Consider the following 24,742-nt stretch of genomic DNA (forward strand, 5'->3'; position numbering starts at 1 on the left):
AGATAAAAGTACAAGGGGCGTAATCAATGAAATTGAATGAGCGGATGAAACGGCGGCTGGCTGTCCTTGGTTGCGTGGTTGTGGGAGCTGTATTGATTGCAGCAATCGGCAGCCAATTCAGAGGTGAGACACAGGGAAGCAACCAGACGGAGGAGCAGACAAAACAGACGGAAGCGGTAACAGTAGCGGTCATGCCGGCAGAGACAACGGAAGTGGTAACAACAGAGGAAGAAACAGAGCCAACCAAACCGGATATCGTAGTGAGGACCGAACCGGAAACGGAACCTTCCGGGACAGGGACAACGGAGCCAACAGCGGCTCTGCCGGCACAGACGGACCGGACGGAACAGGCCGTGCAGCCAGCTCCAGTAAAACCAACTGCTCCGCCTGAAGAAGTGTTAAAGAATCCTGCCCAAAAGCCGGATGGAGAGTCCGTGGAAGGAACTCCCGAGGCCATACCCCATGAAGAGGTTGTGCAGCCAAACGAGGTGCCCACACAGGCAGGGGAGCCGCAGTATGGAACTACACAAAATGGGAAGATTTATGTACCTGTTTTTGGCTGGATTGATGAGATCGGAGAAGGGCAGGGAACGGTAGCTGAGGATATGTATGAGAATGGGAATAAGATTGGCATTATGGATTAAAAGTATCGTGATGAGACACCGCTTCGGCGGTGTTTTTTCTTTGAGGATGTGCGGGAATGTGACAAAAAGACTGGCTGTGCTGACAATGGTGTTGATGCTTATATGCCCTCTCACCGTATACGCAGTCGGAGAAGGAAATCTGGATGGCGGAGGTGGGTCCATGGGACAGGGAACTTCACAGAACAAGTGGACTCCTGGCATGGAAGGGGTAAGAGTGACAGTCATCCTGGCGGAAACCAGGACCCCAGTGACACAGCCCATTGACTTTACAAACAAAAGGCCGACCAATATCCAGCTGCATTTTGGAAAGGTTAGCAAGCTGTCCTATAACAAGGGAACTGCATTGAATGCAAGCAGCGAGACTTATACATTTGTGAATCCGGGACAGTCCCTTCCGCGGATCATTAGTTCACAGAGTCTTGGCGAGGCCAGCATAGAGGCGATTAAAAACTATTTTACAGACGAGCAGGTCATCCGTAGTATTGCAAACCTGACAGGAATAGACTTTGAAGTGCTGACAAACGGCAAATACAAACTGTTGCTGGAACCCATTGCCTATGTTGTGTTTCAGGGAACCAATATAGCAATGACAGCAACAGAAGCTGCTCTATATGACCAGGCGGGAAATGGTGCGGTACGTGCGATGCTTCCCACGATTGGTTTTCAAAATCTGCCGCTATCCATGTTCTTAGAGACCGCGGATTTAGGATATCCTGTCTGGAATGGGCCAAAGTCCGGTGTGCGTTCCAACCAGGAAATCATCGCGTCCCTGGGGCTGGGAATTGTACGCTTTAATGAGATAACCACGCCGCCGGCTATTGACGCCTTTGATTATGAGTACCGGGTGAATACGGAAGTTATCACCGCAGTGACGGTAAGGGGAGGCCAGTCGGATCCGGATCATCCGGTTTCCGTTACCTTCCGGGTGGCCGGAAAGGCGATGCGTGTGGATCACGTTTACTATCCAGAGGGAGACAGCCAGATTGCCTGGATTCGATGGACCACCCCTTCCACACCGCAGACCATGACCATACATGTCACGGTTTCTGGCGGGGGAAGGACCGACAAAAACACGATTACAGCAAATATCGTAGACTTGAATAAGAATCCGCCCCCGGATCCCAACGCGGATGACCGGAATGACGGTTTTACCATCCCATCAGTTTCAGTCCGGGAACAGGTGACAAGAGCGGATTGGGGTGTGTGGAGGCCATGGTGGTATTCTTACTGGGTCTGGCACAGCGGAGACGATGATGACGAGGGATTTTGGTGCGATCACGGCTGGTGGAAATTTGATTATGACCGTTACCAGGCCAGACTATCAGCTGAGATGGAAATCTACCCGGATGAGAAATCCCCGACCGCTTCCGGAAACACACTGAAGTCCGGTTATGGCATCCAGGAGACAGTGACAGCAGGGGTGAGCACCAATCAAAGTCATGCGGTGACAGAAGCCCAGAACGCCATCACCTACTTCCCGGAATTTGATTATCAGAGCTACTGGCGTGTACTGGAACGGATGGGGCGGGGATATCAGACCCGGTTTGAATTTGAGGAGAACCCATTCAGCACCTATGAACGAAGAACCCATTTTTTGCCAATCTGGTATCCCGATGGCAGCTATACACCCTATACCTGGCTGACTGACTGCTGGACGCCGGCCGGGATGCTATCTATGAATCTGACGGATTCGGTCCGGGTGCAAGGGAATCTTTGGCAGGATTGGCACATTTCGCCTCAAAAACCGAGGTAGGATAACGGTTGTTTAAGAACAGAAAAATAGGTAAATGAAGTGAAGGCCGCAGGATTTCTGCGGCTTTTGCTGTATGTGATGAAGCGCTCGTGAAGCGTTCGTTTCATCGGTATGAGAGGAGAGCTATATGGAAAAGTATAAATGGATGATTGCACTGATTGTTGTAGTACTTCTGACCACTATGTTTGGCATGACAGCTTTTGCCTCTAACACCGGGAATGTAGCAGGCGCAGTGGAAGGCACCTGGAAAGCAGCCTCATCCCAGATCAAGACGGTGGTCAACAACGTGGTGTTCCCGGCAATCGATCTGGTATTGGCGGTGTTGTTCTTTGTCAAGGTGGCGACTGCCTATATGGACTACCGGAAACACGGTCAGATTGAGTGGGCTCCGGCTGCCATTTTGTTTGCAGGATTGGTTTTCAGCCTGTTTGCACCGATGTATGTGTGGCAGATTGTTGGAATCTAAGAAGTGAAATATGATTTTGTTTGGAATAAGAATACGGAGGAAGATGAATGGGATGTTGGGGAATCACGGCATTTGAGTCGGATGAAGGTCTGGATGCGGTAGAATTTATTAGGGAGAGTCTTCCGGAAGATGGTAAACTGGAACTTGAAGCTTTGTTGGAAGCCTTGAAACAGGATTCATGGAACGCCCCTCCGGAAGTAGAAACGGCAGGATCCCACACCAGTGTGATGGCGCTGGCGGAACTGATGTTGAAGTTTGTGAACGGGAAAGTGAAGAGTCTGGACTATGATGGGGAATGGGGGAAAGAGGATCACAAATTTGATTCGATTACTTCATTTACAGCACATAGGGATACTATTCAGTGGATTCGGAACTATATATTTGATACGCTTCTGAATGTAAAGAAACATGCAATATTCCAGGCTGAAAATGGCGAGAAATGGGGCGGCTGGTTTGAAGAAAAGAATTGGATTGGTTGGCAGGAACATATGGCGGAACTGGTCAGCCGTCTGGATATACTTCTCGAACCTTCAGAAGCCGTAATAGAGCTGATTCCATTACAAAGTCCAGAGGATCAGGAAATGGAAAATAGCAGAGAGGCGGAACGGCCTTTACAGAATCAACTTGGACTGTGAGGCACAATGGGATGTCGATGGCAGAAAATCAGGAGAAAGATATGGTTTCAAATGACAAACAGGATAAGTTACTGATGTAACGTGCATTAAGCATTTGACCCAATACGCAGCCATGATCAAAATTGACCGGGAAACTCAAGGGGATGAGAGTATCGGACGGCTGAAGAAAATGATCGGGGAGATGGAGGCATATTGGGATTTAAGTGATCGAAAGGATCGCGAAGTGCAGTTTGACAAAATGCTGCAGCGTGCAGTCCGGACAGGAAGGGCGAATCGGCTATCAGAGGAATAGAAAATTGCCGCTGTGAATGGACTATACCGCTATGCGAGCAAAATGGTTTCCGCACAAGGTGCGGAGGCAGCAGACCAGGTGAAAGAGGTCCAATCGGTTATCAGGGAACTGGCAGATGATTGGGACATGGATAAAGAGTGGGCGGATCATCTGTGTTCCATCATTGGGAGTATGTCTGGATATAAAGAACAGTCGCCATCAGAAACAAGAGAAGAGAGCCGCTTTTTTAAAGACATTTCAGCCGTGGCTGAGAAAATGGGATTTGAGGTAAAAGGATTAGAGAAGGGATTGCTGCAGCTGTATCTGGAGGGAAAACGTGTGACGGAGATTGATGAAAGCGGGAGCATGTTGTACCGTCCTAATCCGAACGTATTCAAAATGATGGATGAGATTGAAGCATGGAAGGACAGAGAAGAAAACCTGCATATGCAGGACGGACTTCAGATGTAACACAGGCAGGAGGGGCGCTGCCTATGAAATCATTAAACGAATACTTGGCGTATTATGACACAATGAGGGAATCCAATGAACGTTATCTGCCGGAGGATTACGCAACGCTCCGGTACTCCCGGGTGTCTGTTATTGCAGATGGAAAAGTGATAGGGGCATCCCTCTATCCGGATCACGTACTGGATATGACATTTTTAGAAACACCGTTTATGTGGCAGATCTGCTGGGATTATCAGTATGCCGGGAATCTGGAAGTCAAGATTGAGTGTTATGAACACAGTGGAAACGAAAACAGTCGGGGACTGGTCGGTGGTGAGTTCACGCTGTTCTGCATTGGAGCACTGGATGTGAAAACAGTGTCCATCCGGAGCATCTGCTTGTGGTAAGGATGATAGACGTCCAGCCTGTTCAGCAAGGAAACCGGGAATTTTGAGATTAACAGTAAGAAAGAGGTGATGGTTCGATGTTTATCTGGGACTTTGTAGCGGATACGGTCCTCGGCCAGATCGTGGACTGGATCTATGGCCAGATGATTGGGTTTCTGGGAAATTTTTTCTCGCTCATGGGGCAGATGGGGGCAGAGCTGTTCGAACTGGACTGGATCCAGGCGATAGTCCTGTTTTTCTCACAGCTTGCCTGGGTGCTCTATGTGGTTGGACTTGTAGTAGCGGTATTTGAATGTGCCATTGAATACCAGAGCGGCAGGGGAAGCGTCCGTGATACAGCGCTGAATGCATTAAAAGGTTTTATGGCGGCCGGTCTTTTTACCGTTGTACCGGTAGAACTTTACAAATTCAGTGTGTCCCTCCAGGGAGAGCTTACTAGAGGAATCACCGGGCTGGGTGGTGATTTCGGTTCCATGGCAGGGAACATCATTGACAGCCTGGCGAATTCGGGTACCCTGCAGGATGCAATGGTCAGCGGGGTATTCGGAGGAATCAATACGATCACAAATCCGATCCTGATGATTTTTATCCTGTTTATGATGGGGTATTCCACGATTAAAGTATTCTTTGCCAACCTGAAACGGGGAGGGATTCTGCTGATTCAGATTGCTGTGGGAAGTCTGTACCTGTTCAGTGTTCCAAGGGGATATATGGATGGCTTTACGAGCTGGTGTAAGCAGGTAATCGGTATCTGTCTGACTGCTTTTTTGCAGGCCACGATGCTGACTGCCGGTCTGATGGTGCTAAGTAAGAACGCCCTTCTGGGCCTGGGGATTATGCTGGCGGCGGGGGAGGTACCAAGGATTGCCGGACAGTTTGGATTGGATACCAGTACTAGGGCAAACCTGATGAGCAGTGTGTATACGGCCCAAAGCGCGGTAAACCTGACTAGGACCATTGTACAGGCAGCGGCGAAATAGGAGGAACTGATTGGAGAGCAGGATGATTTATATCTGTTCCCCTTATGCGGGGAATACAGAAGATAATACGGCATTTGCAAGGCAGGCATGCGGTTATGCCATCAGACAGGGAGCGGTTCCTCTGGCTCCGCACCTGTTATATCCCCAGATACTGAATGATTCCGTGCCGGAAGAACGGGAAATAGGAATCCGTCTTGGGCTGGATATATTGGAGCGGTGTGAGGAACTTTGGATATGCGGTGACCGGATGTCGGCAGGAATGAAGCGGGAAACAGCGTATGCCAAAGCCAGGGGGATTCCGGTGCGCCGGATCCCTGTATGTGAGATCATGGGGAATCAAACGGTTCAGGAGCTGGGGAAAGGCATAAGGGAAGGGCTGGAAACCAGCCAATCGCACCAGAAGAATGTTCAGCTTGGGATGTAACCGCGGGAAGGAGGTGGAGTTCTTGCACTTATATTTTCATACCAACACAGAGATGGCACTGTATTACATTAAGGCGTTATTGCGGGATGGGGATGAGCATCCCATGTCGGAAATCTATGATTATGTGATGGAAAACTGTAAAGGCCATGCCGTGATGGGGGAGCCGATGCGCGCAACGGTCATATCTTCGGCCCTCTGGCGGCTGGCGAATACGGACGGAAGCGGTTACTGCCGTCTGCGAAGAGGCGTGTATCAGATGGGAGACCCGAAGAAAACCATGAAGGAGACGCCGTCCCTTTATGAACGGGCTATCCGGATTGTAAGCAGGGCGGAGCGGGAACTGGCCGGCAGTTTCTATGTGAACCTGGACCAGGGGATGGACTTGAAAACATCCATCGAGGCCCAGAAGACTGGCCGGGAGGTGCTTGATAAGCTAGGGCAGATTAAGGCGGAACTGGCGGCCATGCATCAGGAATTTACAAACGAAATGGAATGTGGACAGGACCAGAGGTCCGGTATGTCCATGGAACTGTAGGAGGGGGAGGATGTATATTTACCCGGAACATTTGAAGGCAAGGGCTGTCATGTGGCTGTGGCAGCTTCGGGATCTGACTGTGATTGGGGTGGGAGTTTTGTTTTCTGTGCTTGTGGCTGTCCAGACCGGGGTGATTATCCCGGCGCTGATTACGGCCGCCTATGCCTTTTTAACCATCCGTTTTGAGGATACCAGTATCCTGGATTTTATCAGCTATGCCTGTGCTTATTTTTTCAGGCAGCAATTTTTTGAATGGAGGATGACCAGATGAGCAGAAATGGGAAACGGGAGGGAAAGACAACAGCCAAACAGAGGCTCTCCACCAGGCAGCTGATGAACACCCGGAGGATTACGGAATATAGCTTAGAGACCTATGACGGGGATGAGCTGGTGTATTTCATGATCCGGCCCACCAACCTGTCAGTCCTGTCAGAATCCAGTGTAGGGGCAAGGGTGTATGCCCTGATGAATGTGCTCAAGGGTGTGGCTGAGATTGAGATGCTGTGCTTAAACAGCCGGGAGAATTTTGAGGAGAACAAGGGATTTCTGCGCAGGCGGGCGGAAGAAGAACGCAATCCGGTCATCCGCCAGTTGCTGGAGCGGGATCAGATTTTCTTAGACCGGATTCAGGTACAGATGGCAACGGCCCGTGAATTTTTAATCCTGATCCGTCTTCGGAACCAGAAGGGAAAGGATGTGTTTTCGTATCTGGACCGCATTGAAAAGTCCCTGAAGGAACAAGGATTTGATTCCAGGCGGGCGGATGAGGAAGATATCAAACGGATTCTAGCGGTGTATTATGAGCAGAACGTGACTAGTGAGAAGTTCGAGGATTTTGACGGGGCTCGGTGGATCATTCCGGATGATTAAATGCAGGAGGCTGAAGAAACTTCAATAGGAATTGTAAAGCCAGCCTTGATGGGAACAGTAAATTGGTGGTTACGATTTAATCAAACTGTGGTATACTGTAAAAAAGATGCAATCATTATGAAAAGGAAGGAGTGGATTGCTTGAATTACCCGGAATTATTGAGAAAAAGGGATTTATACCAGTCTGGCAGGGCGTCCATCCCGGAGCTGACGCTGCAGTCCTACGAGCAGGCGTTTGAGATAGAATATACCCATAACTCTACCGCTATTGAGGGAAATACCCTGACCCTCATGGAGACAAAGGTGCTTTTAGAGGATGGGATTACCATAGGCGGGAAGAGGCTGAGGGAGATTTATGAGACTGTCAACCACCAGAAGGCATACCGCTATGTGAAGGAGTGTATCGCAAAGGAACAGCCTTTGGATGAAAAAATCATTAAGGAAATCCATGCACTGTTGATGGAGAATATTTTTGTGGGAGGGATTTACCGGAACGTAGACGTGTACATTTCCGGAGCGCAGCATACCCCGCCATCACCTGGTGAGATGTACCGGCAGGTCAAAGATTTTTATGCCGACCTCACATGGAAGGGGAAAGAAATGAACCCCATTGAGCTGGCGGCATGGACCCACGCTGAGTTTGTGCGAATCCATCCTTTCCCGGATGGCAATGGGAGGACCTCGCGCCTGATTATGAACTATCAGCTTTTAGCAAACGGATTCCCTGCCGTGTCTATCGCAAAAGAGAGCCGGCTGGATTATTTCAATGCCCTGGAAGCCTATGCGGTAGAGGGCAATTTGGTCCCGTTTGCGGAAATGGTTGCAGATTTGACCGACCAGCAGCTGGACCGCTACCTGGGCATGATGGAGCCTTCGCAGGACATACAGCAGAATCCAAAGATGTAAAAACAGAAGAACAAATACGGCATGACGCCGGATGCAGAGATGTGTCCGGCGCTTTTTTTGCGCCAAAATCAAGGAGGGAGAACGTTGAAACATGCAAAAAACGCCCCGGAGGCGGAAAAGGACGATGTGCGCATCCAGGAATTTCTGGACATGATTGCGCCCTCCGTCATCAAGTTTGAAACTGACTATTTCATCTGCGGCAACACATACCGCTGTGTCTGGGCGCTGAGGGAGTACCCGACTTCCACGGAGGAGCAGGCAATCTTAAAGCGGCTGGGGGAAAAGGATGGGGTCACCTTAAAGATTTATACCCGCCATGTCAGCGCGGCGGAGGAGCGGAAAATCATCAGCAATGCCGCCAGTAAGAACCGGCTGAACCAGTCCAGTACCAATGACTTACAGCAGACGGTCCAGGCAGAGAGCAATCTCCAGGATGTGGCGATGATTGTGGCAAGGACCCACCGAAACCGGGAACCGCTCCTGCATACGGCTGTTTACATGGAACTGACTGCCAATGAATACGACCGCCTGAAGCTGTTACAGACCGAGGTGATGACCGAACTGATCCGTTCAAAACTGAACGTAGACCGGCTCCTTCTGCGCCAGCAGCAGGGCTTTCAGTGTGTGATGCCAAGCGGGAGAAATGTGTTCCGGGATCAGTTTGAGCGGGTCTTGCCGGCCAGCAGTGTGGCAAACCTCTATCCCTTTAATTACAGCGGGAAGACGGATCCCCATGGCTTTTATGTGGGCCGGGATAAGTTCGGGAGTAACATCCTGGTGGATTTTAACCAGAGGGCAGATGATAAGACCAACGGTTCCATTCTCATCCTGGGTAACAGCGGCCAGGGAAAATCCTATCTGTTAAAGCTGATCCTGTGCAACCTGCGGGAGGCCGGGCTGAATGTGATATGCCTGGATCCGGAAACAGAATATGAAGAACTGACCAACAATCTTGGCGGCTGTTTCATCGATCTGATGGGCGGCCGTTTTTTGATTAATCCCCTGGAACCAAAGGTATGGGATGAAGGAGAGGGCCCGGAGGACCCGGATGCACCGGAAACCTTCCGGATCCGGAGCCGGATAAGTCAGCATATCAGCTTTTTAAAAGATTTCTTCCGTTCCTATAAGGACTTTACAGACCGGGAGATTGACGTGATTGAGATTATGGTTCAGCGCCTCTACGCCAAGTGCGGGCTTACGGATGAGACGGATTTTCAGAGGCTGGGCTCCAAAGATTATCCCACCCTTTCCGAACTGTACGAGTTCATTGAGGCGGAATACAAAGGGGTTGACAGCGGGGAGCGGCAGCTGTATACCGCGGAACTGTTGCAGAACATTCTCCTGGGGCTCCACTCCATGTGCAGGGGACCGGAGGCAAAGTTTTTCAACGGCCATACCAATATCACGGATTCCAGCTTCGTCACTTTCGGCGTAAAAGGGGTCCTGCAGGCCAGCAGGAATCTCCGTGATGCCCTGTTGTTTAATACGTTGTCCTTCATGAGCAACCGACTTCTGACCGTAGGCGATACGGTGGCAGGACTGGATGAATTTTACCTGTTCCTCTCCAATCTGACGGCGGTCGAATATGTCCGAAACTTCATGAAACGCGTGAGAAAGAAGAACTCCTCTGTGATTCTGGCCAGCCAGAACCTGGAGGATTTTAATATTGAGGGGATTCGGGAATATACCAAGCCGCTGTTCTCCATTCCCACCCACCAGTTCCTGTTCAATGCGGGGGCTGTGGATGAGAAGTTTTATACGGATACCCTGCAGTTGGAAGCAAGCGAATTCAGCCTGATTCGCTATCCCCAGCGCGGTGTGTGTCTCTATAAATGCGGGAATGAGCGTTACAACCTGATGGTGACGGTACCGGATTATAAGGCAAAGCTGTTTGGAAAGGCAGGCGGACGATGAGCCGGGAGGTGGTTCCATGGACATGAAACAGCAGCGGTTTGGGATTGAGATTGAGCTGACAGGGATTGCCAGGAAAAGTGGGGCGGAGATCGCAGCCGCCTATTTTGGCACCCAGTCCTACTATGAAGGGACTTATTACGACACCTATGTTGCGCTGGATCCCCAGGGCAGGGAATGGAAGTTCATGAGTGACGCCAGCATTAAACCGGAGAGAAAAGAAGGAAAGAGCCGTGTAGCAGCCAGTGACAGCTATAAAACTGAGATGGTAAGCCCGATCTGCCGGTATGAGGATATCGAGACCATACAGGAATTGGTGCGGAAGCTGCGGGAGGCAGGAGCCCTGGCGAATTCCAGCTGTGGGATCCATGTGCATATCGATGCCTCTCCGTTTGATGCAAGGACCCTCCGCAACATCACCAATATCATGGCGGCGAAGGAAGACCTGATCTATAAGGCGTTACAGGTATCGGTAACCAGGCAGAATCGCTGGTGTAAGCCGGTGGAGGAGCGGTTTCTGGAGGAACTCAATCAGAAGAAACCGGGGACATTGGAGGAAGTGAGGCAGATCTGGTACAACGGAGCCAGCCGCCAGCGGGAACATTATGATAACAGCCGTTATCATTGTCTGAACCTGCATAGTGTGTTCCAGAAAGGGACCGTTGAGTTTCGGCTGTTTAATGGGACCACTCATGCAGGCAAAATCAAGGCTTACATCCAGCTCTGCCTGGCTATCGGGGCCCAGGCTCTCAACCAGACCAGCGCCAGCCGGAGGAAAACGCAGACGACCAATGAGAAATATACGTTCCGAACCTGGCTGTTACGGTTGGGACTAAACGGGGATGAGTTTAAGACAGCGCGGCTTCACCTGCTGAAACATCTGGATGGCTGCATTGCCTGGAAGGATCCGGCCCAGGCCGAGGCGCAGAAGGAGCGGCTTAGAATGAAACGGGAAAAGGAATTGCAGATGCGAGAGGAGAGGGAAGTCCCGACAGTAGAATTAGAAACCAATGAACAGGAAGAGAACATGCACATAGAGGCCGAGGCACAGTCCCCGGCCTTTTCTATGATGACAGGAATGTAAAGGAGAAGCAGAGATGGCAAGAAGGACAGGGAAAAAAGCAACACAGGAGCGGCTGTACATTGCTTATGGCAGCAACTTAAATCTCCCCCAGATGGAGCGGCGCTGCCCGACTGCAAAGGTGGTGGGAAGCAGTGAGATCAAAAATTACGAGCTGTTATTCCGCGGTGTGGCTACGGTGGAGCCGAAGGAAGGGGCGAGTGTTCCGGTTCTGTTATGGAAGATTGAGGCTCTCGATGAGGCGGCATTGGACCGGTATGAGGGCTGGCCCCATCTGTACCGGAAGGAGATGATGGATGTAGAGCTGGAAGGAAAACGTATCTCCGCCATGGTCTACGTGATGAATGACGTGCGCTTTCTCGGGATGCCTTCGGAATCTTATTACAAGGTGATTGAGGAGGGATACCAAACAGCCGGATTCGATACGGCTGTGCTGGAACATGCCCTGGAGCGGACAGAGGAGATGATGAAGCAGGAGGAGTCCCAGTATCAACAGCAACGTTTTCATGATCTGGACGGTTTTCATTTATAAGGCAAGCAAAAAAGCTGCTCATACCGCGGCAGCTTTGTGCGTTAATCATCCTGTTTTTCAGCAATTGTAATCGTTTTAAGATAGGCTCCCAGAAGCTCTTTAAGTTCCGGAAGATACTTCCCATCCAGGCCGGAAAGCATGTCTGTGATGGCGCTGACATCGGTAACCTGTTCGGTTCCAAACAGTATATAGTCGGCGGAGAGCCCCAGTACACGGGAGAGCCTTCCCAGCAATGCAACGGAAAAACCCCGGTCACCGCGCTCGATATCGGAAAGAAAGGAATTGGATATTTCGGAAAGCTCAGCCAGCCGTTCCCGGCTGTAGCCAAGGGCTTCCCTCTGGCGGCGGATGCGCAGGCCGATTTCCTTTGCGTTGTGTTCAGTCATATGTTCACCCCGTTTCATACACGATATCAACAGTTTAACCTACTTTATTGTGCATATAAAGCGTGCCAATCGATTGAATAAATGCCGATATAGTGAATAATAGGGGACAGATATAGCGACACATGGAAGGAGCGCGCCAGTCTAATCCCTGCCATCTTAAAGCGAAGGAAAAATAGGAAGGAAAAAAATAGAGCAGAGAAAGGAGAGAAACGATATGGCAGCTCCAGCGGCGCTTCTTGCTGTCAAGGCGGCAGTAGCTGTGGCGGCGGATAAACGGGGGAAAAATGTGCTCGCCTCGATTGTGGCGGCGGTTTTAGTTCCGTTTGTTTTAGTGACCATTATGCTGTTAAGCATTATGGACGGGACCAGCTCCCACAACGTGTCTGCGGTTGACCTGGTGTTCCGGGACGGGGTTATTTCCAGCCAGGTGCCTGAAGAATACCGGAAGTATATTGTGGACATGCGGACCAGCTTCACTTCCCTGGAGGATTTGATCGCAGGGATCGACCATGTGGAAGATGGGGAACTGGATACGAAACGGATCAAAGCTGTTTTTTATGCCATGTACTTTGGCAACGCACAGCCGTCACTTCTGGCACAGAAAGAATTTGTGGACTGCTTTGTGGAGTATGAGGAGCGGGAAGATGAGGACGGGGATTCCTACACGGCGGCCATCCCTATCACAGACCTTAGTACTGTGTATGCCAACATCAGGCAGCGCCTGGGCTTGGAAATCGGGGCAGAGCAGGAGGCAAATGCCCAGAGAATCTACACGGTTGCAGTCTATGGGCCGGCTGTTCCGGGAGGGATGATGGCCGGGGCCGCTATGGGAGACGGCAGCTACCAAGCACTGTTTGCGGAGGCAAGCAAGTACATTGGTTTTCCTTACCGGTGGGGAGGTTCAAGCCCTCAGACTTCCTTTGACTGCAGCGGTTACATCTGTTGGATTTATACCCAGTCCGGGGCGTACCAGCTGCCGCGGACATCGGCCCAGGGAATCTTTGACCAGTGCACTGTGATTCCAAGGGAGGAAGCGAAGCCGGGGGATCTTGTGTTTTTCACAAAGACCTATGCTTCGTCCACACCAGTTAGTCATGTCGGCCTGTATGTTGGCGGGAACCAAATGCTGCACTGCGGGGATCCCGTTGGTTACGCGAACATTGATTCCAGCTATTGGCGCAGCCATTTTTATGCATTTGGTAGACTTCCCGCCGCTTAGGTTTGATTGGATTCCACGAAAATCTTTGGTGGTTTTAGGTATCGACTTGTGGTCGGCCATAGGATATGTTGGCTGGTGCAAGGAGGTGAGAGAGAATGAGAGAGCTTGCAGAGCAGGCAGAAGAACTGATGGTGAAGCGCGTTCAGGAAATCCGGGATGAGTTTGGGATGAGCCGGTCCAAGACCTATGACCTGGAGATGAAAGAGTATGTGGCCAGGATGGACCGGATCCTGCACACCCTGTCAGAGGAGGACCGGGAATGGCTGGACAATCAATTGATTGACAAGTTCTGTATATCCGAGACGGAATGCCGGGAGTTGTATATGAACGGCTTTCGGGATGCCATGCGTCTGATTATGGCGGTCGGCCTGTAAAAAACAGAATAAGAATCGGAACAGGGACGCTATAGGTAACAGCATGGCGGCCTGTTCTGATTGAGAATATGGACAGAGGAGGGATTGGTTGATACAGGCAATATTTGAGCGCAAGCCGGATTTCCGGCTGCGGGAGACGGAGATTACAAAGGTGATACGCCTGCCGGCCAAAGAATATGAGCAGTTTTTAAGAAGGCCCTGTGTAGATTATGCATTTATTGAAAAGCACTCGGAGCTGATGTATATGGATGGGAAGAGCGGTGTGTATCACAGTCTGCTTGTCACTGGTGAAGGTCATCGGGATGGTGTGCTGGTGGAGTCGGAAGGAAGTTCCTATGCCAGGTATGCATCTTTCGTGCCGGATGTGACATTACTGGAATATCCCGCCTTATCGAAATTTGTGGGTCTGCTGTCCCAAGTGGTACATGGGATGGTGGCCGAAGGAGCGGAGAAGACAACGGAGGGGAACTGGATCACGAGCTTTGTTGAGATAGAAGAGCAGTCTGGTCTGGAGGTTTCCGGCAGCCTGTTTTTACAGGAACTTCTGGCAGACATGATGGCAGAACGGCCGGAGGTGGCACATGTCGATATTGGAGAGGACCATTTTGCTGTGTACTATTATTTGAACTGTTGCCCGAACTATGAGGTAAAACCGCAGGAAGAGACTGAAGATGACACCGCGCCTGTTAAGGGGATGGATGAATCCGGCTGTGTAAGGTTGAGGGACTTACTGTTCTCCTGTTGGGAGAATGTCCATCTGATACATGAGGAGATAGAAAACGAGCCACACACCATCGTTGAACTGGATACGGGAACGTTGACTGAAGCGGGAAAGAGAGCCTGGGCCGATGTCCTGAATGCAAAAGTGGAGCGGGTGTATCAGGGATTTTATGGATTGCAGATGGATCTGTCCGGGGTGAAGCCCAGCCGTCTGGATGCGTTTTCCGCTATGCTGGGAGGCTATTGCAGCGTACAGGAATATGAAACATGGGTGAATGAACCGGAGGAGGAGCCGGTAAGCCCGCAGTTAAAGAATACATGAAAGGGGAAGTCTGGATGAAAAATACCACATTGACACTGACCTTCAACACGGAGCGTCTGGATGCCCTGACCTATCACATGGGCAAAAAGGAAGCGGATCTGAAGGAGGAGCTGAGCGATTACCTGCAGAAGATGTATGAGAAATATGTGCCGCAGGCCACCCGGGAGTACCTGGATGACAAGCTTGCCAGGGAAGGAGCGGCAAAGCCGGCCAGGCCGAGGAGGCAGGCGGAAGAGAGCCATGTGAGAAGTCAGACAGGCCAGGAGATGGGCCAGGCGGCCAGTGTATGAGATATCAGGATAAGCATGGCAATGAGATTACCGAGGGAATGTATCTCCGGTTTGAAGATGGTAGTGTAGAGCAGGTATATGCTTGCCAGACAGGAGATGAGAGTGATCTTGGGGTTAATGCCAGCAATGAAGCCTATCTGCAGGCTCAGGGTTTGGGGGATTTTCCCCATGAATTATACCCGCTTTCCGAGTTTGACCTGTCGGAAGTGGAGATTTGCGAGCCGGAGATGGAACTGCGGCTGCCTGGCATGATGGGATAGAGCGCCTATTCCGGAAACGTGAGCCTGTATTTGGCCGTTTGTGCCGCTTTGACAGGCAGAGTGGGATTGGGATACCCCTGGCAGGAATGACGGCCTTGTTGGGCCTTTGTGACCGGAGGTTATACGGACAGGCAGAAGCAGGACTGGTTGGGTCGAAAGTGGTGCAGGTTAAAGGGGTTATGCTGCTTTCGCAGCACACCCCCGGAAAACACCGGCCGGCAAAGCCGTCCGGGGATTCTGGTTTGAATACTTTATTGGCAGGGAGAGAAGAAAGTGGTGCTGGTAGAGCCAAAAGATGCAAAGAAAACGCCGATTGCGGGCTTTTTTATGAATACCGAAGGAGGGAAGGCATTGGCGGGCAGGGCAAAGAAACAGCGTATAGGCGTTTATATGGAGAAAGAGCTGGTAGAGCGGGCAGATGAGATGGTGAGCTATGTAGGAGCTCGTTCCCGTAATGAGTTTGTGGCAGAAGCGGTTAAATTTTATATTGGATTTTTGAATTCTAAAAAGGCAGAAAACTATCTGCTCCAGTCCTTATCCTCCGTGCTCACCAGTACCGTACATGACAGTGAAAACCGTCTGGCGCGTATGGATTTTAAGCTTGCAGTGGAGATTTCCAAACTGGCTCATGTGATTGCCTATTCCCATGAGGTAGATGAGGATGCCCTGAAAAAGCTACATCTGAAATGCGTGGATGAGGTGAAGAAAGTCAATGGGGCGGTTGAGTTTGAAGATGCATACAAATATCAAAAACGTGAAGTATAGAGTACAAGAGTAGCCAAAACGATTTATGAATCTTGCGTATGGACAACCGCCCTTATTTTATTTATGGTGTGTCAAAAAGGAGTATAACATGGGAAAAGAACAAATTATGGAAGATGCAGTTCGTGACCTGACGGAACTGGCCTTGCAGGAGCACAGGGAGACGACCGATGAGGCAGAACAGAAAATGTTAAAACGAGACGCGGATCCAGTACAAGTTATTTGAGTACGAGTGAAGATGGAATGACCGTGTGGGAAAGTGAGGACAGCAGTAGAGGATATTACTCTGGGAAAGCTCATATGAGAAATGAAAAAGGATTGGAGCTGGAAAAGTCTCGAAATTTCTCTGCACGGAGTATCTGAATGAATGTTAAATCAGCACCATGATGATATGTACCTTCATTTAGTGTTATAAACTTTAAGACCTGGAAGAGCTGGTTGCTGGAAGAGAATGTGAAAGCATTTATCTCTAATGATTTTTATGTGGATTGTGATTATTATGAAACGGAAGATGAAACCACTATAAAACATGGATTTCAGTTACTGATTTTTTATTGTCCACCCAGAGAGGAAGGATGATGGAGGGAGAACTCCATGCCTAAAATTATTTTTACCAGCCGCTATCTGCGGGATGCCCCGCCGGAGCAGCTTGGGAACTATGTCAAGTACATCGGAACCAGAGAGGGTGTGGAAAAGATTGATGAGAGCAAGGGGCACTTGCCCGCAACCGCGGCGCAGAAGAAGCTGATTGTACAGCTGCTTCGTGATCTGCCGAAGGCAAGGGCGATGCTGGAATATGAAGATTACCGGCTTCATCCAACCAGACGAAACGCCTCTGAATTTATTTCCACGGCCCTGGAATGGAATCTGGATCTGTTGTCGAAACGGGAAAACTATGTGGACTATCTGGCCAACCGTCCCCATGTGGAGCGGATCGGAGAGCATGGACTGTTCACAGATGCAGGGAAGCCGGTGGTGATTGCCAGAGTGCAGGAGGAGGTGAAAGCACATAAGGGGCCGGTGTGGACGCATGTGGTCAGTTTAAAAAGAGAGGACGCGGCGCGGTTGGGCTATGATTCCGGAAAGCAATGGATGGAGCTGCTGCGGTCGAAGCGGGCGATGTTCTGTAAGCAGATGAAAATAGACAGCGAGAACCTGAGATGGTACGCTGCATTCCACAATGAGAGCTACCACCCGCACGTCCATGTGATGGTGTATTCTGCAAAAGATCATGACGGATTCCTGACCGAGCCTGCGATTGAAGCGATGCGCTCCGAGCTGGCTCACGATATTTTCCGCCAGGACTTTGCTAATCTCTATGGAGTGCAGAATGCAGCCCGCGAAGGACTCAAGAAAGAAGCAGAACAGACCGTGAAGCGGCTGATTCAGGAAATCCAGTCAGGAACCTGTCAGAATCAGAAAATAGAAAAACAGATACATCGGCTGTCCAAGCGGTTGCAGAGAACAAATGGAAAAAAGGTGTACGGGTATCTGAAAGCAGACTTGAAACAGATGGTGGACCGAATCGTGGATGAGCTGGAACAGGAACCCCATATCAAGGAACTGTATCAGTCATGGGGAACCGCCCGGGAGAAAATCTGGCAGACCTATTCTGATCAGCCAATACCGCTGGCACCACTCTCCCAGCAAAAAGAACTGAAACGGATTAAAAATATGGTGATTACCGAGGCAATGAAGATCGGGAGTCACCATTTTTTGTTGGAAGAATCATCTGCAGAAGAGACTGATATATGGATCGATAGAGCGGTAACCGAGATGGGTAGCATAGCGGGAGATGAACGAAGAGGAGAATCAGAAAGAAGAGATGCGGCAGATGAACCGGAGGACAATGAACTTCCAGGTGACAATGATATAGATTTCCATGCAGAGTGGAGTGATACCTATAAAGTAGCCTGTCAATGTCTCTATGGAAGCGATGAGAAGGAGCCGGATTTTAAGGAAGCCTTCCGTCTGTTTTCGGGAGAGGCAGAAGAGGGAAATGCACTTGCCATGTTTGATCTGGGACGTATGTATGCAGATGGCCTGGGAAGGGAAGCAGATCCCGCGAAAGCGCATGAATGGTATGGGAAAGCGCTGACTGCATTTGTTGCAGCGGAGCAATGTGCAGAGGAAAGGCAGCGTCCCTATCTACAGTACCGGATTGGAAAAATGTATGCGGCTGGATTGGGATATGAGCTGCCTGTAGTGCCGGATGAAGAAGGCGGGGACGGGAAAGCAGTAAGGGATTATGAAAAAGCGGTTGCGTGGTTTTCCCGTGCAGTGTCGGCCGATCACAAATACGCCCAGTATTCACTTGGAGGTCTCTATTACCGGGGGCAGGGAGTCACACAGAACTACAGTCAAGCATTTAACTTATATCAGAGGTCCGCAGAGCAGGGAAATCCCTATGCCAGTTATGAAATGGCAAAGATGTACCGGGACGGAATTGGAGTTGCCGTTAACGTGGAAAATGCGGAAAGTTGCTTTGAACAGGCATTTTCCGGTTTCTGCAGACTGGAAGCGCAGAGCCATGATGACAAGCTGCAGTACCGCCTGGGGCAGATGCTGCATACAGGAACCGGTACGGTAAAGGATGATAGAGTAGCGGAAGCATACTGGGAACGGGCCGCACAGCTTGGAAATATGAATGCCCAGTATGCATTGGGAAAGCTCTGGCTGGAAAATGGAACAGGAGATCAGAAACAGGCGGTTGCCTGGCTTGAGAAAGCGGCAGAAGCAGAACATGCGTCAGCACAGTATGCTCTCGCAAACATTTATCTGGCAGGCGAAGCCGTTGCCAAAGATGTTACCAAAGCCACGGAGCTGTTTACGAGAGCGGCAAAACAAGGCCATGACTACGCAGCCTACCAGTTGGGCAAACAATTCCTTCAGGGGGAAGAGACAGAAAAAGATGTGGAAGCTGCAATAAAGTGGCTGAAGCAATCCGCCGCTGCAAATAACCAGTACGCCCAGTATTCTCTGGGAAAATTATATCTGGACGGAGAAAAAGTGGAAAAGGATATTAGGACAGCAATCACCTACTTGAAAAAATCCGCTGCCCAGAACAATGCGTTTGCAGAATACCGTCTGGGACGGTTTTACCTGCTGGGGGAGGACGTGGAAGCGGATGTAAAAGAGGCCGTCCAGTGGCTGGAGCAGTCTGCTTCACAGGGAAATCAGTATGCTCAATATGCCCTCGGAAAACTGTACCTGTGCGGACATGAAGTGCCGCGGAATAAGGAGAAAGCCCTTCCGTACTTAGAAGCATCGGCAGCCCAAGGAAATATCTATGCGCAGTTTCTGTTAGATCATTTGGATTCGTTCTATGAGCCGTCTGTTTTTCTTGCGACAACAAGGCTCATGCACCGCCTGGCACAGATGTTTGAAGAAGAAAAATGGAAAGCAGGAGGCAGCTCCATGCAGGTGGAAGGAAAACTCCGTAGTAGAATCCGGGAGAAAAAGAAGGCAATGGGGCATAAATCGGATGATGAAACTCCGCGTCAGAATCTATCATGAGGAGGTATCGGATATGTCATATGTTTATTTCACAGAAGAGCAAAAGGAGCGGGCGAATTCCATCGACCTAGTGGACTTTTTACAGCGCCAGGGAGAAAAAATGCTTCCATCCGGGAGGGACAAACGTTTAAGCAGCGACCACAGCATCACGGTCAGAGGGAACATTTGGTATGACCATGCGATAGAAAAAGGAGGGCTGGCCATTGATTTTGTAAAATACTTCTATGGGAAAACGTATCCGGATGCAGTGTCGATGCTGCTTGACGGGGAACAGGGGATTCCATACATTCAGAGTCAAAAACAGGAGAAGGAACCATCTGCACCATTTTCGCTTCCGCCAAAGAATCGTGATATGCGCCGGACCTTTGCCTACTTGTTAAAGGTGCGGTATCTGGACAAACAGATCGTAACAGATTTTGCAAAGGCAGACCTGCTGTATGAAAGCCTGGAGGATTCTCAGGACGGAACGAGGCAGTACCATAATGCAATCTTTGTCGGGAGAGATAAGGAGGGAGTGGCCAGGCACGCGCACAAAAAAGGAATCTATACCTACGGTTCGAGCTTCCGGGGAAACTTAACGAGCAGTGATCCGAAGTATAGCTTCCAGTGGGTAGGAACCAGCGATACGCTCTATGTGTTTGAAGCCCCTATTGACTTACTCTCCTATGTTTCCCTACACAAAGAAGGCTGGAAGCAGCATAGCTATGTTGCACTGTGCTGCGTAGGCTCTAAGCCGATCTTTCAATTATTGCAGGATTTTCCGAACATGAAAAAAATACGGCTGTGTCTGGATCATGATATCCCAGGAATGAAAGCGGCAGAACGGATCAAGAAACAGCTTCTGGAAATGGGATATGGAGATACGGAAACGGATTTGTCCCAGTATAAGGACTGGAATGAAGATTTAAAAGCCCTTCATGGGCAGCTTGCGATTCCAGCTGAAGAACTTCCGGGGAATCAGCAGGAAACGAAACAGGAATTATTGAAAATGGAATGAGTCAGTTCCTAACTTTCATCTATCGTACCCGGTTCCAGAAAGGAGGTATCATGGAAACAATTCAGATGGTGCTGCTCATTTGTGCCGGCGCAGGGATGTTTATCCTGATGGGGGTGATCCCGTTGCTTGCGAACAACTATTCTCTGAATGGGATTAAGTCAAAGACGGTAGGGGACGGCCAATATGGCACGGCCAGATTTGCCAGCGAGGCAGAAATCAAACGGACCTTTACACAGGTTCCCTATGAGCCGGCGTTGTGGCGGCAGGGAAAACATCTGCCCAAGGTACAGGGAATCGTAGTCGGAGGGCTGTTTTCCAGAACCGGAGTGACGGCTTTGGTTGACTCCGGTGACATCCATCTCCTGATGATCGGCGCGGCTGGTGTTGGTAAGACTGCCAACTTTTTATATCCCTGCATTGAGTATGCCTGTGCCAGCGGGATGAGCTGGCTGTGTACGGACACCAAGGGAGATCTGTTCCGCAACTACGCGGGAATAGCTCAGAAGTATTATGGGTATCAGACTTCCATCCTGGATCTGCGCAATCCGACCTGTTCCGATGGCGATAACATCCTCGGCATGGTGAATAAATACATGGATCTATACTTAGAGAATCCGGAGAATCTGGCTGTGAAAGCCAAGGCAGAGAAATATGCAAAGATCACAGCCAAGACCATCATTAGTTCTGGAGGCGGAGATGCCTCCAGTTATGGACAGAACGCATTTTTCTATGACGCAGCGGAGGGGCTTCTGACAAGTGTGATTTTACTAATCTCCGAATACTGTCCTAAGGAACAGCGTCATATCGTAAGTGTGTTCAAATTAATCCAGGATCTGTTGGCTCCGTCACCGGTAAAAGGGAAGAACCAGTTCCAGCTGCTCATGCAGAAACTGCCAGCCGACCACAAGGCAAAATGGTTTGCCGGCGCGGCACTTAACACAGCGGAACAGGCCATGGCTTCGGTCCTCTCCACCGCTATGTCCAGATTGAACGCATTTCTGGATTCCGAGATGGAGCAGATCCTGTGTTTCGACAGCACGATGGATACGGAGACATTCTGCAATTCCAAGTCAGCTATCTTTATTGTGCTTCCGGAGGAAGACAGTACAAAGTATTTCATGGTAAGCCTATTTTTACAGCAGATTTACCGGGAAATGCTGTCCATTGCAGATGAGCATGGAGGGAAACTTCCGAACCGTGTGGTGATTTTTGGAGATGAGATTGGTACCATTCCCAAGATTGAGTCCTTGGAGATGCTTTTTTCAGCCGGGCGCTCCAGGCGGATCAGTATGGTACCCATCATACAAAGCTTCGCTCAGCTGCAGAAAAACTATGGAAAAGATGGCAGTGAAATTATCGTGGATAACTGTCAGGGCGTTTTATTTGGTGGTTTTGCACCCAACTCGGAAAGTGCGGAGATTCTGTCAAAGGCATTGGGCAACAAAACCGTGTTGTCTGGCTCCATCAGCCGGGGAAAACATGATCCCAGCCAGAGCCTGCAGATGATTGGACGTCCGCTCATGACTCCGGATGAATTGAAGTCGCTGCCAAAGGGACACTTTATCCTGGCGAAGACCGGTTGTCATCCAATGCGGGTAGAACTGCGCTTATTTTTTAAATGGGGGATTGAATTTGAGGAAGAATATGAGGTAGAACAGCATGTGGCGCGGCCGGTGTCCTATGCGGACCGGCTGGAACTGGAGCAGGAGATTATCCGAAGACAATTTGATGGGGATGGGGAGGCAGACTTTGATGAACCGTCAGGAATAGAGGGGACTTCAGGCGGAGGTCTGGCGCACGTGCCGATGCCAAATCGATCGACTGTCCCAGGAACCAGACAACCACTTCGAACAGACTAAGGGGGGAGGTATGTGGGGTATTACGATTCGGTCTACTCAGAGGAATTACCACACCGCGCGATTTCGTTGTATATGTATCTAAAAGAGCGGACGGATAAAAAGGGCCAGTGTTTTCCTGCTATGAGTACCATCGCAGAGGAGCTGAATCTTTCGCGGAGGACCATCCAACGGGCGGTTGCAGATTTAGAAAAAGCCGGATTTATTAAAACAGAACAGCGCTTTCGGAGAAAGGGAGGGAAGAGTAGCTTACTATACACCATTTTGAAATGATGGGATTACGCCAAGGGGGTACTCTGCCTTTTCCGGTGCCCTATGGTATGCGTCACCGTGGCGCATGAAGGGAACATCCCAATACGGGATAGATTATTAAAACAGAAAAAGAATAAGGCCATTTCAAACCGTAGTTGATTTAGCTGTGTCTGGGAAGTAACCATTAAAATATTTAGAATAGCGTGAACCTCTCTCAGGCAAAGCGGCTCCACTTTATCTGCCTGTTGCTGTGTTACAGCCGTTTTTTATGCGTCTATGCATAGGACCATAAATACAACTCTGTGGAAGCCTGTCAGGCAATCTGGCGGTGCTTCTGCAAGCCTGGAGGCCGCCTGAAGTCATTGATCAGGATGCCGTGTTTGCTTTCGGTGAGACCTACGATGAAGTCATCAGAACCAGAGTCTTTGAAGATTTCTACAGGGAACAGGACATCCGGCCTTGGGTGTGTAATAAGGCAGATCCAGAAAGCAAGGGCCCGATTGAGAACTCCATTGGGTTCATGAAGAAAAAATTCGTCAGTGCGCGGAAAGTCACCTGTATCGATGATGTATGGCGCTCCCTTCCCATATGGCTGGACGGAAAAAGCGGCACTGCTGCCCCTTTTTCCATCAGTATACGAAACATCCCTGAATCATTCCATACGGTGAGCGCAATGACGGATAATGAGAAAACGACCGCCCTCATCCCATCTGTTGGCACAGATGGAGGGCAGCCGCCTCACAATTCAACTAAACAGAGGATACCACATGAAACCTGCGAAAGCAATCCTTCGGAGGAAAATATTGAGGAAATGCGTGAGAGAATCCGGCGCATGAACGATCCGCGTTATCTTCATACCGTTTCCATGACAGAGCTGTATCAGACCGCCTACAAGAGGCTGTCCTGAAAACGTAATTCAGCGATAACCTATAAACAAGCATTCTTAATAAGCTCGCCTTTTGGCGGGCTTTTCACTTTCCTATGATAATAGCAGGGAGAAGTTATTTTGGCTGAATCATTACATCTACCCCTAACTTTTCTAACGAACGAAGATTTCTCTTGATTAATTTCTCTTGATTCTTTACACTATAATAATCTGCACCTAATTTCGTAATAAGGAACTTTTTCTTTTAGCATATGATAGATGGCTATTAGCATGGTGTGCGCTATGGCTATCAGCGCTCGTTTCCCTCCTCTGCGTGCAGCAATTCGTTGGTATCGTGAATAGAAATAGCTTTGTTTTTTTCTTATTGCAGCACGGGCACATTCTACCAAACATGCTTTCAAATATTTATTTCCTTTTCGTATTCGACTACTCATCTTTTTACCAGCGCTTTCTTTACATTCCGGTACCAGACCCGCCCACGAACTAAACCGCGATTCATTTTGAAAATGTTCCATTTCCACCCCTGCTTCTGCAAGAATGCGTTCTGCACTTTGTCTACCGATTCCTGGTATCCCATCCAAAGCCTCAACAGCCCAACTTATAGTGTCTGTTTTTTTTAATATCTTCATCTAAATCTGAGATTAAAGAAGTAAGACTTTCCATATGCACAAGCTGATGTTCTAACATTTTTTGTTGATGTTCTAAAACTCGTCCCTGCAGAGCTCTTCGCATTTCCTGAAGTTTATTTCTGGCACGCCCTTCTGCTAATTCACTTAAAACAATCGGATCTGTTTCTCCGGATATGATCGCTTTTAAAATAGCCATTCCGCTTTTTCCACTGATATCGGTAATCACACTGCCTAATTTAATGTTACAACCTTCTAACACAGCTTGGATTCGGTTCAATTCACGAGCACGTTCTTCAATCATCTCCTGGCGGTAGCGGGTCATTTCGCGCAATTCCCGCTGTTCCCGATTTGGGATATAACTTGCTTTTACTAACCCATGACGTACCAGATCAGCAATCCATTCTGCATC

General features: G+C 49.6%; 30 protein-coding genes. 27 read left to right on the forward strand and 3 right to left on the reverse strand.

Annotated elements, in window-relative coordinates; genetic code table 11:
* Nucleotides 1-26: 26 nt before the first annotated feature.
* The 15 genes from ABID13_RS23090 to ABID13_RS23160 all read left to right on the forward strand — a co-directional run bounded on the left by ABID13_RS23090 (nucleotide 27) and on the right by ABID13_RS23160 (nucleotide 11,864).
* Nucleotides 27-644, forward strand: a complete 618-nt coding sequence (locus ABID13_RS23090; RefSeq protein WP_045094356.1) for a DUF6550 family protein — start codon at nucleotides 27-29, stop codon at nucleotides 642-644.
* Nucleotides 610-2,397, forward strand: coding sequence for a DUF8193 domain-containing protein (locus ABID13_RS23095; RefSeq protein WP_048931106.1), 1,788 nt, complete (start codon nucleotides 610-612; stop codon nucleotides 2,395-2,397). Before ABID13_RS23090 ends, ABID13_RS23095 begins: the two co-directional genes overlap by 35 nt.
* Before the next feature lie 127 nt (nucleotides 2,398-2,524).
* Entirely contained in the window at nucleotides 2,525-2,863 is a 339-nt protein-coding gene (locus ABID13_RS23100; protein WP_048931105.1) for a DUF3852 domain-containing protein, read from the forward strand.
* Between the two features lie 47 nt (nucleotides 2,864-2,910).
* Nucleotides 2,911-3,498, forward strand: a complete 588-nt coding sequence (locus ABID13_RS23105) for a DUF4259 domain-containing protein (protein ID WP_048931104.1) — start codon at nucleotides 2,911-2,913, stop codon at nucleotides 3,496-3,498.
* Between the two features lie 370 nt (nucleotides 3,499-3,868).
* Nucleotides 3,869-4,240, forward strand: a complete 372-nt coding sequence (locus tag ABID13_RS23110) for a hypothetical protein (protein ID WP_242849308.1) — start codon at nucleotides 3,869-3,871, stop codon at nucleotides 4,238-4,240.
* A gap of 23 nt (nucleotides 4,241-4,263) precedes the next feature.
* Nucleotides 4,264-4,626, forward strand: coding sequence for a hypothetical protein (locus ABID13_RS23115; RefSeq protein ID WP_048931103.1), 363 nt, complete (start codon nucleotides 4,264-4,266; stop codon nucleotides 4,624-4,626).
* Nucleotides 4,627-4,703: 77 nt separating this feature from the next.
* Nucleotides 4,704-5,606, forward strand: a complete 903-nt coding sequence (locus ABID13_RS23120) for a conjugal transfer protein TrbL family protein (RefSeq protein ID WP_048931102.1) — start codon at nucleotides 4,704-4,706, stop codon at nucleotides 5,604-5,606.
* Nucleotides 5,607-5,628: 22 nt separating this feature from the next.
* The gene (locus ABID13_RS23125) at nucleotides 5,629-6,030 is read left to right on the forward strand and encodes a DUF7768 domain-containing protein (RefSeq protein ID WP_048931185.1); all 402 of its coding nucleotides are present in this window, start codon (nucleotides 5,629-5,631) and stop codon (nucleotides 6,028-6,030) included.
* Between the two features lie 22 nt (nucleotides 6,031-6,052).
* Complete coding sequence (locus ABID13_RS23130; protein WP_048931101.1) at nucleotides 6,053-6,565, forward strand: hypothetical protein; 513 nt, start codon at nucleotides 6,053-6,055, stop codon at nucleotides 6,563-6,565.
* Between the two features lie 10 nt (nucleotides 6,566-6,575).
* Nucleotides 6,576-6,836, forward strand: a complete 261-nt coding sequence (locus ABID13_RS23135) for a hypothetical protein (RefSeq protein ID WP_048931100.1) — start codon at nucleotides 6,576-6,578, stop codon at nucleotides 6,834-6,836.
* Nucleotides 6,833-7,435, forward strand: a complete 603-nt coding sequence (locus tag ABID13_RS23140; protein ID WP_048931099.1) for a hypothetical protein — start codon at nucleotides 6,833-6,835, stop codon at nucleotides 7,433-7,435. Before ABID13_RS23135 ends, ABID13_RS23140 begins: the two co-directional genes overlap by 4 nt.
* A 140-nt stretch (nucleotides 7,436-7,575) precedes the next feature.
* The gene (locus ABID13_RS23145) at nucleotides 7,576-8,340 is read left to right on the forward strand and encodes a Fic family protein (protein WP_048931098.1); all 765 of its coding nucleotides are present in this window, start codon (nucleotides 7,576-7,578) and stop codon (nucleotides 8,338-8,340) included.
* Nucleotides 8,341-8,424: 84 nt separating this feature from the next.
* Nucleotides 8,425-10,254, forward strand: a complete 1,830-nt coding sequence (locus tag ABID13_RS23150; protein WP_048931097.1) for a VirB4 family type IV secretion system protein — start codon at nucleotides 8,425-8,427, stop codon at nucleotides 10,252-10,254.
* Nucleotides 10,255-10,270: 16 nt separating this feature from the next.
* Complete coding sequence (locus ABID13_RS23155; RefSeq protein ID WP_048931096.1) at nucleotides 10,271-11,335, forward strand: amidoligase family protein; 1,065 nt, start codon at nucleotides 10,271-10,273, stop codon at nucleotides 11,333-11,335.
* 13 nt (nucleotides 11,336-11,348) lie between these two features.
* Entirely contained in the window at nucleotides 11,349-11,864 is a 516-nt protein-coding gene (locus ABID13_RS23160) for a gamma-glutamylcyclotransferase family protein (RefSeq protein ID WP_048931095.1), read from the forward strand.
* Nucleotides 11,865-11,905: 41 nt separating this feature from the next.
* On the opposite strand, the gene ABID13_RS23165 is transcribed toward ABID13_RS23160, so the two are convergent.
* The gene (locus ABID13_RS23165) at nucleotides 11,906-12,280 is read right to left on the reverse strand and encodes a helix-turn-helix domain-containing protein (protein ID WP_048931094.1); all 375 of its coding nucleotides are present in this window, start codon (nucleotides 12,278-12,280) and stop codon (nucleotides 11,906-11,908) included.
* Nucleotides 12,281-12,464: 184 nt separating this feature from the next.
* On the opposite strand from ABID13_RS23165, the gene ABID13_RS23170 reads away from it, so the two are divergent.
* The 12 genes from ABID13_RS23170 to ABID13_RS23225 all read left to right on the forward strand — a co-directional run bounded on the left by ABID13_RS23170 (nucleotide 12,465) and on the right by ABID13_RS23225 (nucleotide 23,725).
* Nucleotides 12,465-13,469: a C40 family peptidase gene (locus tag ABID13_RS23170; RefSeq protein ID WP_048931093.1), complete on the forward strand. Its 1,005-nt coding sequence runs from the start codon at nucleotides 12,465-12,467 to the stop codon at nucleotides 13,467-13,469.
* A 95-nt stretch (nucleotides 13,470-13,564) separates the two neighbouring features.
* Entirely contained in the window at nucleotides 13,565-13,843 is a 279-nt protein-coding gene (locus ABID13_RS23175; protein WP_048931092.1) for a DUF6809 family protein, read from the forward strand.
* Nucleotides 13,844-13,931: 88 nt separating this feature from the next.
* Nucleotides 13,932-14,885, forward strand: coding sequence for a DUF6329 domain-containing protein (locus ABID13_RS23180; RefSeq protein WP_242849306.1), 954 nt, complete (start codon nucleotides 13,932-13,934; stop codon nucleotides 14,883-14,885).
* Nucleotides 14,886-14,899: 14 nt separating this feature from the next.
* Entirely contained in the window at nucleotides 14,900-15,175 is a 276-nt protein-coding gene (locus tag ABID13_RS23185; protein ID WP_048931183.1) for a DUF6103 family protein, read from the forward strand.
* Nucleotides 15,172-15,435 carry a hypothetical protein gene (locus ABID13_RS23190; RefSeq protein WP_048931091.1) on the forward strand — a complete coding sequence of 88 codons (264 nt, stop codon included), beginning with the start codon at nucleotides 15,172-15,174 and terminating at the stop codon, nucleotides 15,433-15,435. The genes ABID13_RS23185 and ABID13_RS23190 overlap by 4 nt, the downstream gene beginning before the upstream one ends.
* A gap of 273 nt (nucleotides 15,436-15,708) precedes the next feature.
* Entirely contained in the window at nucleotides 15,709-16,200 is a 492-nt protein-coding gene (locus ABID13_RS23195) for a CopG family ribbon-helix-helix protein (protein WP_048931090.1), read from the forward strand.
* 88 nt (nucleotides 16,201-16,288) lie between these two features.
* Entirely contained in the window at nucleotides 16,289-16,423 is a 135-nt protein-coding gene (locus ABID13_RS23200) for a hypothetical protein (protein ID WP_276325553.1), read from the forward strand.
* A 368-nt stretch (nucleotides 16,424-16,791) separates the two neighbouring features.
* A complete protein-coding gene (gene mobP3 / locus ABID13_RS23205) occupies nucleotides 16,792-19,713 on the forward strand; it encodes a MobP3 family relaxase (protein ID WP_002571398.1) in 2,922 nt (973 codons plus the stop codon).
* Between the two features lie 13 nt (nucleotides 19,714-19,726).
* Nucleotides 19,727-20,710 carry a DUF3991 and toprim domain-containing protein gene (locus ABID13_RS23210; RefSeq protein WP_048931088.1) on the forward strand — a complete coding sequence of 328 codons (984 nt, stop codon included), beginning with the start codon at nucleotides 19,727-19,729 and terminating at the stop codon, nucleotides 20,708-20,710.
* A gap of 50 nt (nucleotides 20,711-20,760) precedes the next feature.
* A complete protein-coding gene (locus tag ABID13_RS23215; protein ID WP_082174009.1) occupies nucleotides 20,761-22,569 on the forward strand; it encodes a type IV secretory system conjugative DNA transfer family protein in 1,809 nt (602 codons plus the stop codon).
* Between the two features lie 12 nt (nucleotides 22,570-22,581).
* On the forward strand, nucleotides 22,582-22,839 hold the full coding sequence (locus ABID13_RS23220; RefSeq protein WP_045094335.1) for a helix-turn-helix domain-containing protein: 258 nt from the start codon (nucleotides 22,582-22,584) through the stop codon (nucleotides 22,837-22,839).
* 355 nt (nucleotides 22,840-23,194) lie between these two features.
* Nucleotides 23,195-23,725, forward strand: a complete 531-nt coding sequence (locus ABID13_RS23225) for a hypothetical protein (protein ID WP_197092216.1) — start codon at nucleotides 23,195-23,197, stop codon at nucleotides 23,723-23,725.
* Between the two features lie 179 nt (nucleotides 23,726-23,904).
* On the opposite strand, the gene ABID13_RS23230 is transcribed toward ABID13_RS23225, so the two are convergent.
* Both ABID13_RS23230 and ABID13_RS23235 read right to left on the reverse strand, forming a co-directional pair.
* Nucleotides 23,905-24,333 (reverse strand): transposase, encoded by a 429-nt coding sequence (locus ABID13_RS23230; protein WP_082174008.1) that lies wholly within the window; start codon nucleotides 24,331-24,333, stop codon nucleotides 23,905-23,907.
* The coding region (locus ABID13_RS23235) for an IS110 family transposase (RefSeq protein ID WP_354021264.1) at nucleotides 24,290-24,742 on the reverse strand (453 nt) is incomplete at its 5' end. The genes ABID13_RS23230 and ABID13_RS23235, both read right to left, overlap by 44 nt.

The sequence above is a fragment of the Enterocloster citroniae genome, assembly GCF_040545455.1.
Classification (GTDB): Bacteria; Bacillota; Clostridia; order Lachnospirales; family Lachnospiraceae; genus Enterocloster; species Enterocloster citroniae.

What these genes read in the sequence shown, in the direction of transcription:
- ABID13_RS23160 (WP_048931095.1), top strand. Translation starts at nt 11,349, where the DNA reads ATGGCAAGAAGGACAGGGAAAAAAGCAACACAGGAGCGGCTGTACATT.
- ABID13_RS23185 (WP_048931183.1), top strand. Translation starts at nt 14,900, where the DNA reads ATGAAAAATACCACATTGACACTGACCTTCAACACGGAGCGTCTGGAT.
- ABID13_RS23125 (WP_048931185.1), top strand. Translation starts at nt 5,629, where the DNA reads ATGATTTATATCTGTTCCCCTTATGCGGGGAATACAGAAGATAATACG.
- ABID13_RS23175 (WP_048931092.1), top strand. Translation starts at nt 13,565, where the DNA reads ATGAGAGAGCTTGCAGAGCAGGCAGAAGAACTGATGGTGAAGCGCGTT.
- ABID13_RS23090 (WP_045094356.1), top strand. Translation starts at nt 27, where the DNA reads ATGAAATTGAATGAGCGGATGAAACGGCGGCTGGCTGTCCTTGGTTGC.
- ABID13_RS23215 (WP_082174009.1), top strand. Translation starts at nt 20,761, where the DNA reads ATGGAAACAATTCAGATGGTGCTGCTCATTTGTGCCGGCGCAGGGATG.
- ABID13_RS23105 (WP_048931104.1), top strand. Translation starts at nt 2,911, where the DNA reads ATGGGATGTTGGGGAATCACGGCATTTGAGTCGGATGAAGGTCTGGAT.
- ABID13_RS23115 (WP_048931103.1), top strand. Translation starts at nt 4,264, where the DNA reads ATGAAATCATTAAACGAATACTTGGCGTATTATGACACAATGAGGGAA.
- ABID13_RS23135 (WP_048931100.1), top strand. Translation starts at nt 6,576, where the DNA reads ATGTATATTTACCCGGAACATTTGAAGGCAAGGGCTGTCATGTGGCTG.
- ABID13_RS23095 (WP_048931106.1), top strand. Translation starts at nt 610, where the DNA reads ATGAGAATGGGAATAAGATTGGCATTATGGATTAAAAGTATCGTGATG.
- ABID13_RS23210 (WP_048931088.1), top strand. Translation starts at nt 19,727, where the DNA reads ATGTCATATGTTTATTTCACAGAAGAGCAAAAGGAGCGGGCGAATTCC.
- mobP3 (WP_002571398.1), top strand. Translation starts at nt 16,792, where the DNA reads ATGCCTAAAATTATTTTTACCAGCCGCTATCTGCGGGATGCCCCGCCG.
- ABID13_RS23170 (WP_048931093.1), top strand. Translation starts at nt 12,465, where the DNA reads ATGGCAGCTCCAGCGGCGCTTCTTGCTGTCAAGGCGGCAGTAGCTGTG.
- ABID13_RS23140 (WP_048931099.1), top strand. Translation starts at nt 6,833, where the DNA reads ATGAGCAGAAATGGGAAACGGGAGGGAAAGACAACAGCCAAACAGAGG.
- ABID13_RS23120 (WP_048931102.1), top strand. Translation starts at nt 4,704, where the DNA reads ATGTTTATCTGGGACTTTGTAGCGGATACGGTCCTCGGCCAGATCGTG.
- ABID13_RS23155 (WP_048931096.1), top strand. Translation starts at nt 10,271, where the DNA reads ATGGACATGAAACAGCAGCGGTTTGGGATTGAGATTGAGCTGACAGGG.
- ABID13_RS23190 (WP_048931091.1), top strand. Translation starts at nt 15,172, where the DNA reads ATGAGATATCAGGATAAGCATGGCAATGAGATTACCGAGGGAATGTAT.
- ABID13_RS23100 (WP_048931105.1), top strand. Translation starts at nt 2,525, where the DNA reads ATGGAAAAGTATAAATGGATGATTGCACTGATTGTTGTAGTACTTCTG.
- ABID13_RS23230 (WP_082174008.1), bottom strand. Translation starts at nt 24,333, where the DNA reads ATGAAGATATTAAAAAAAACAGACACTATAAGTTGGGCTGTTGAGGCT.
- ABID13_RS23200 (WP_276325553.1), top strand. Translation starts at nt 16,289, where the DNA reads ATGGGAAAAGAACAAATTATGGAAGATGCAGTTCGTGACCTGACGGAA.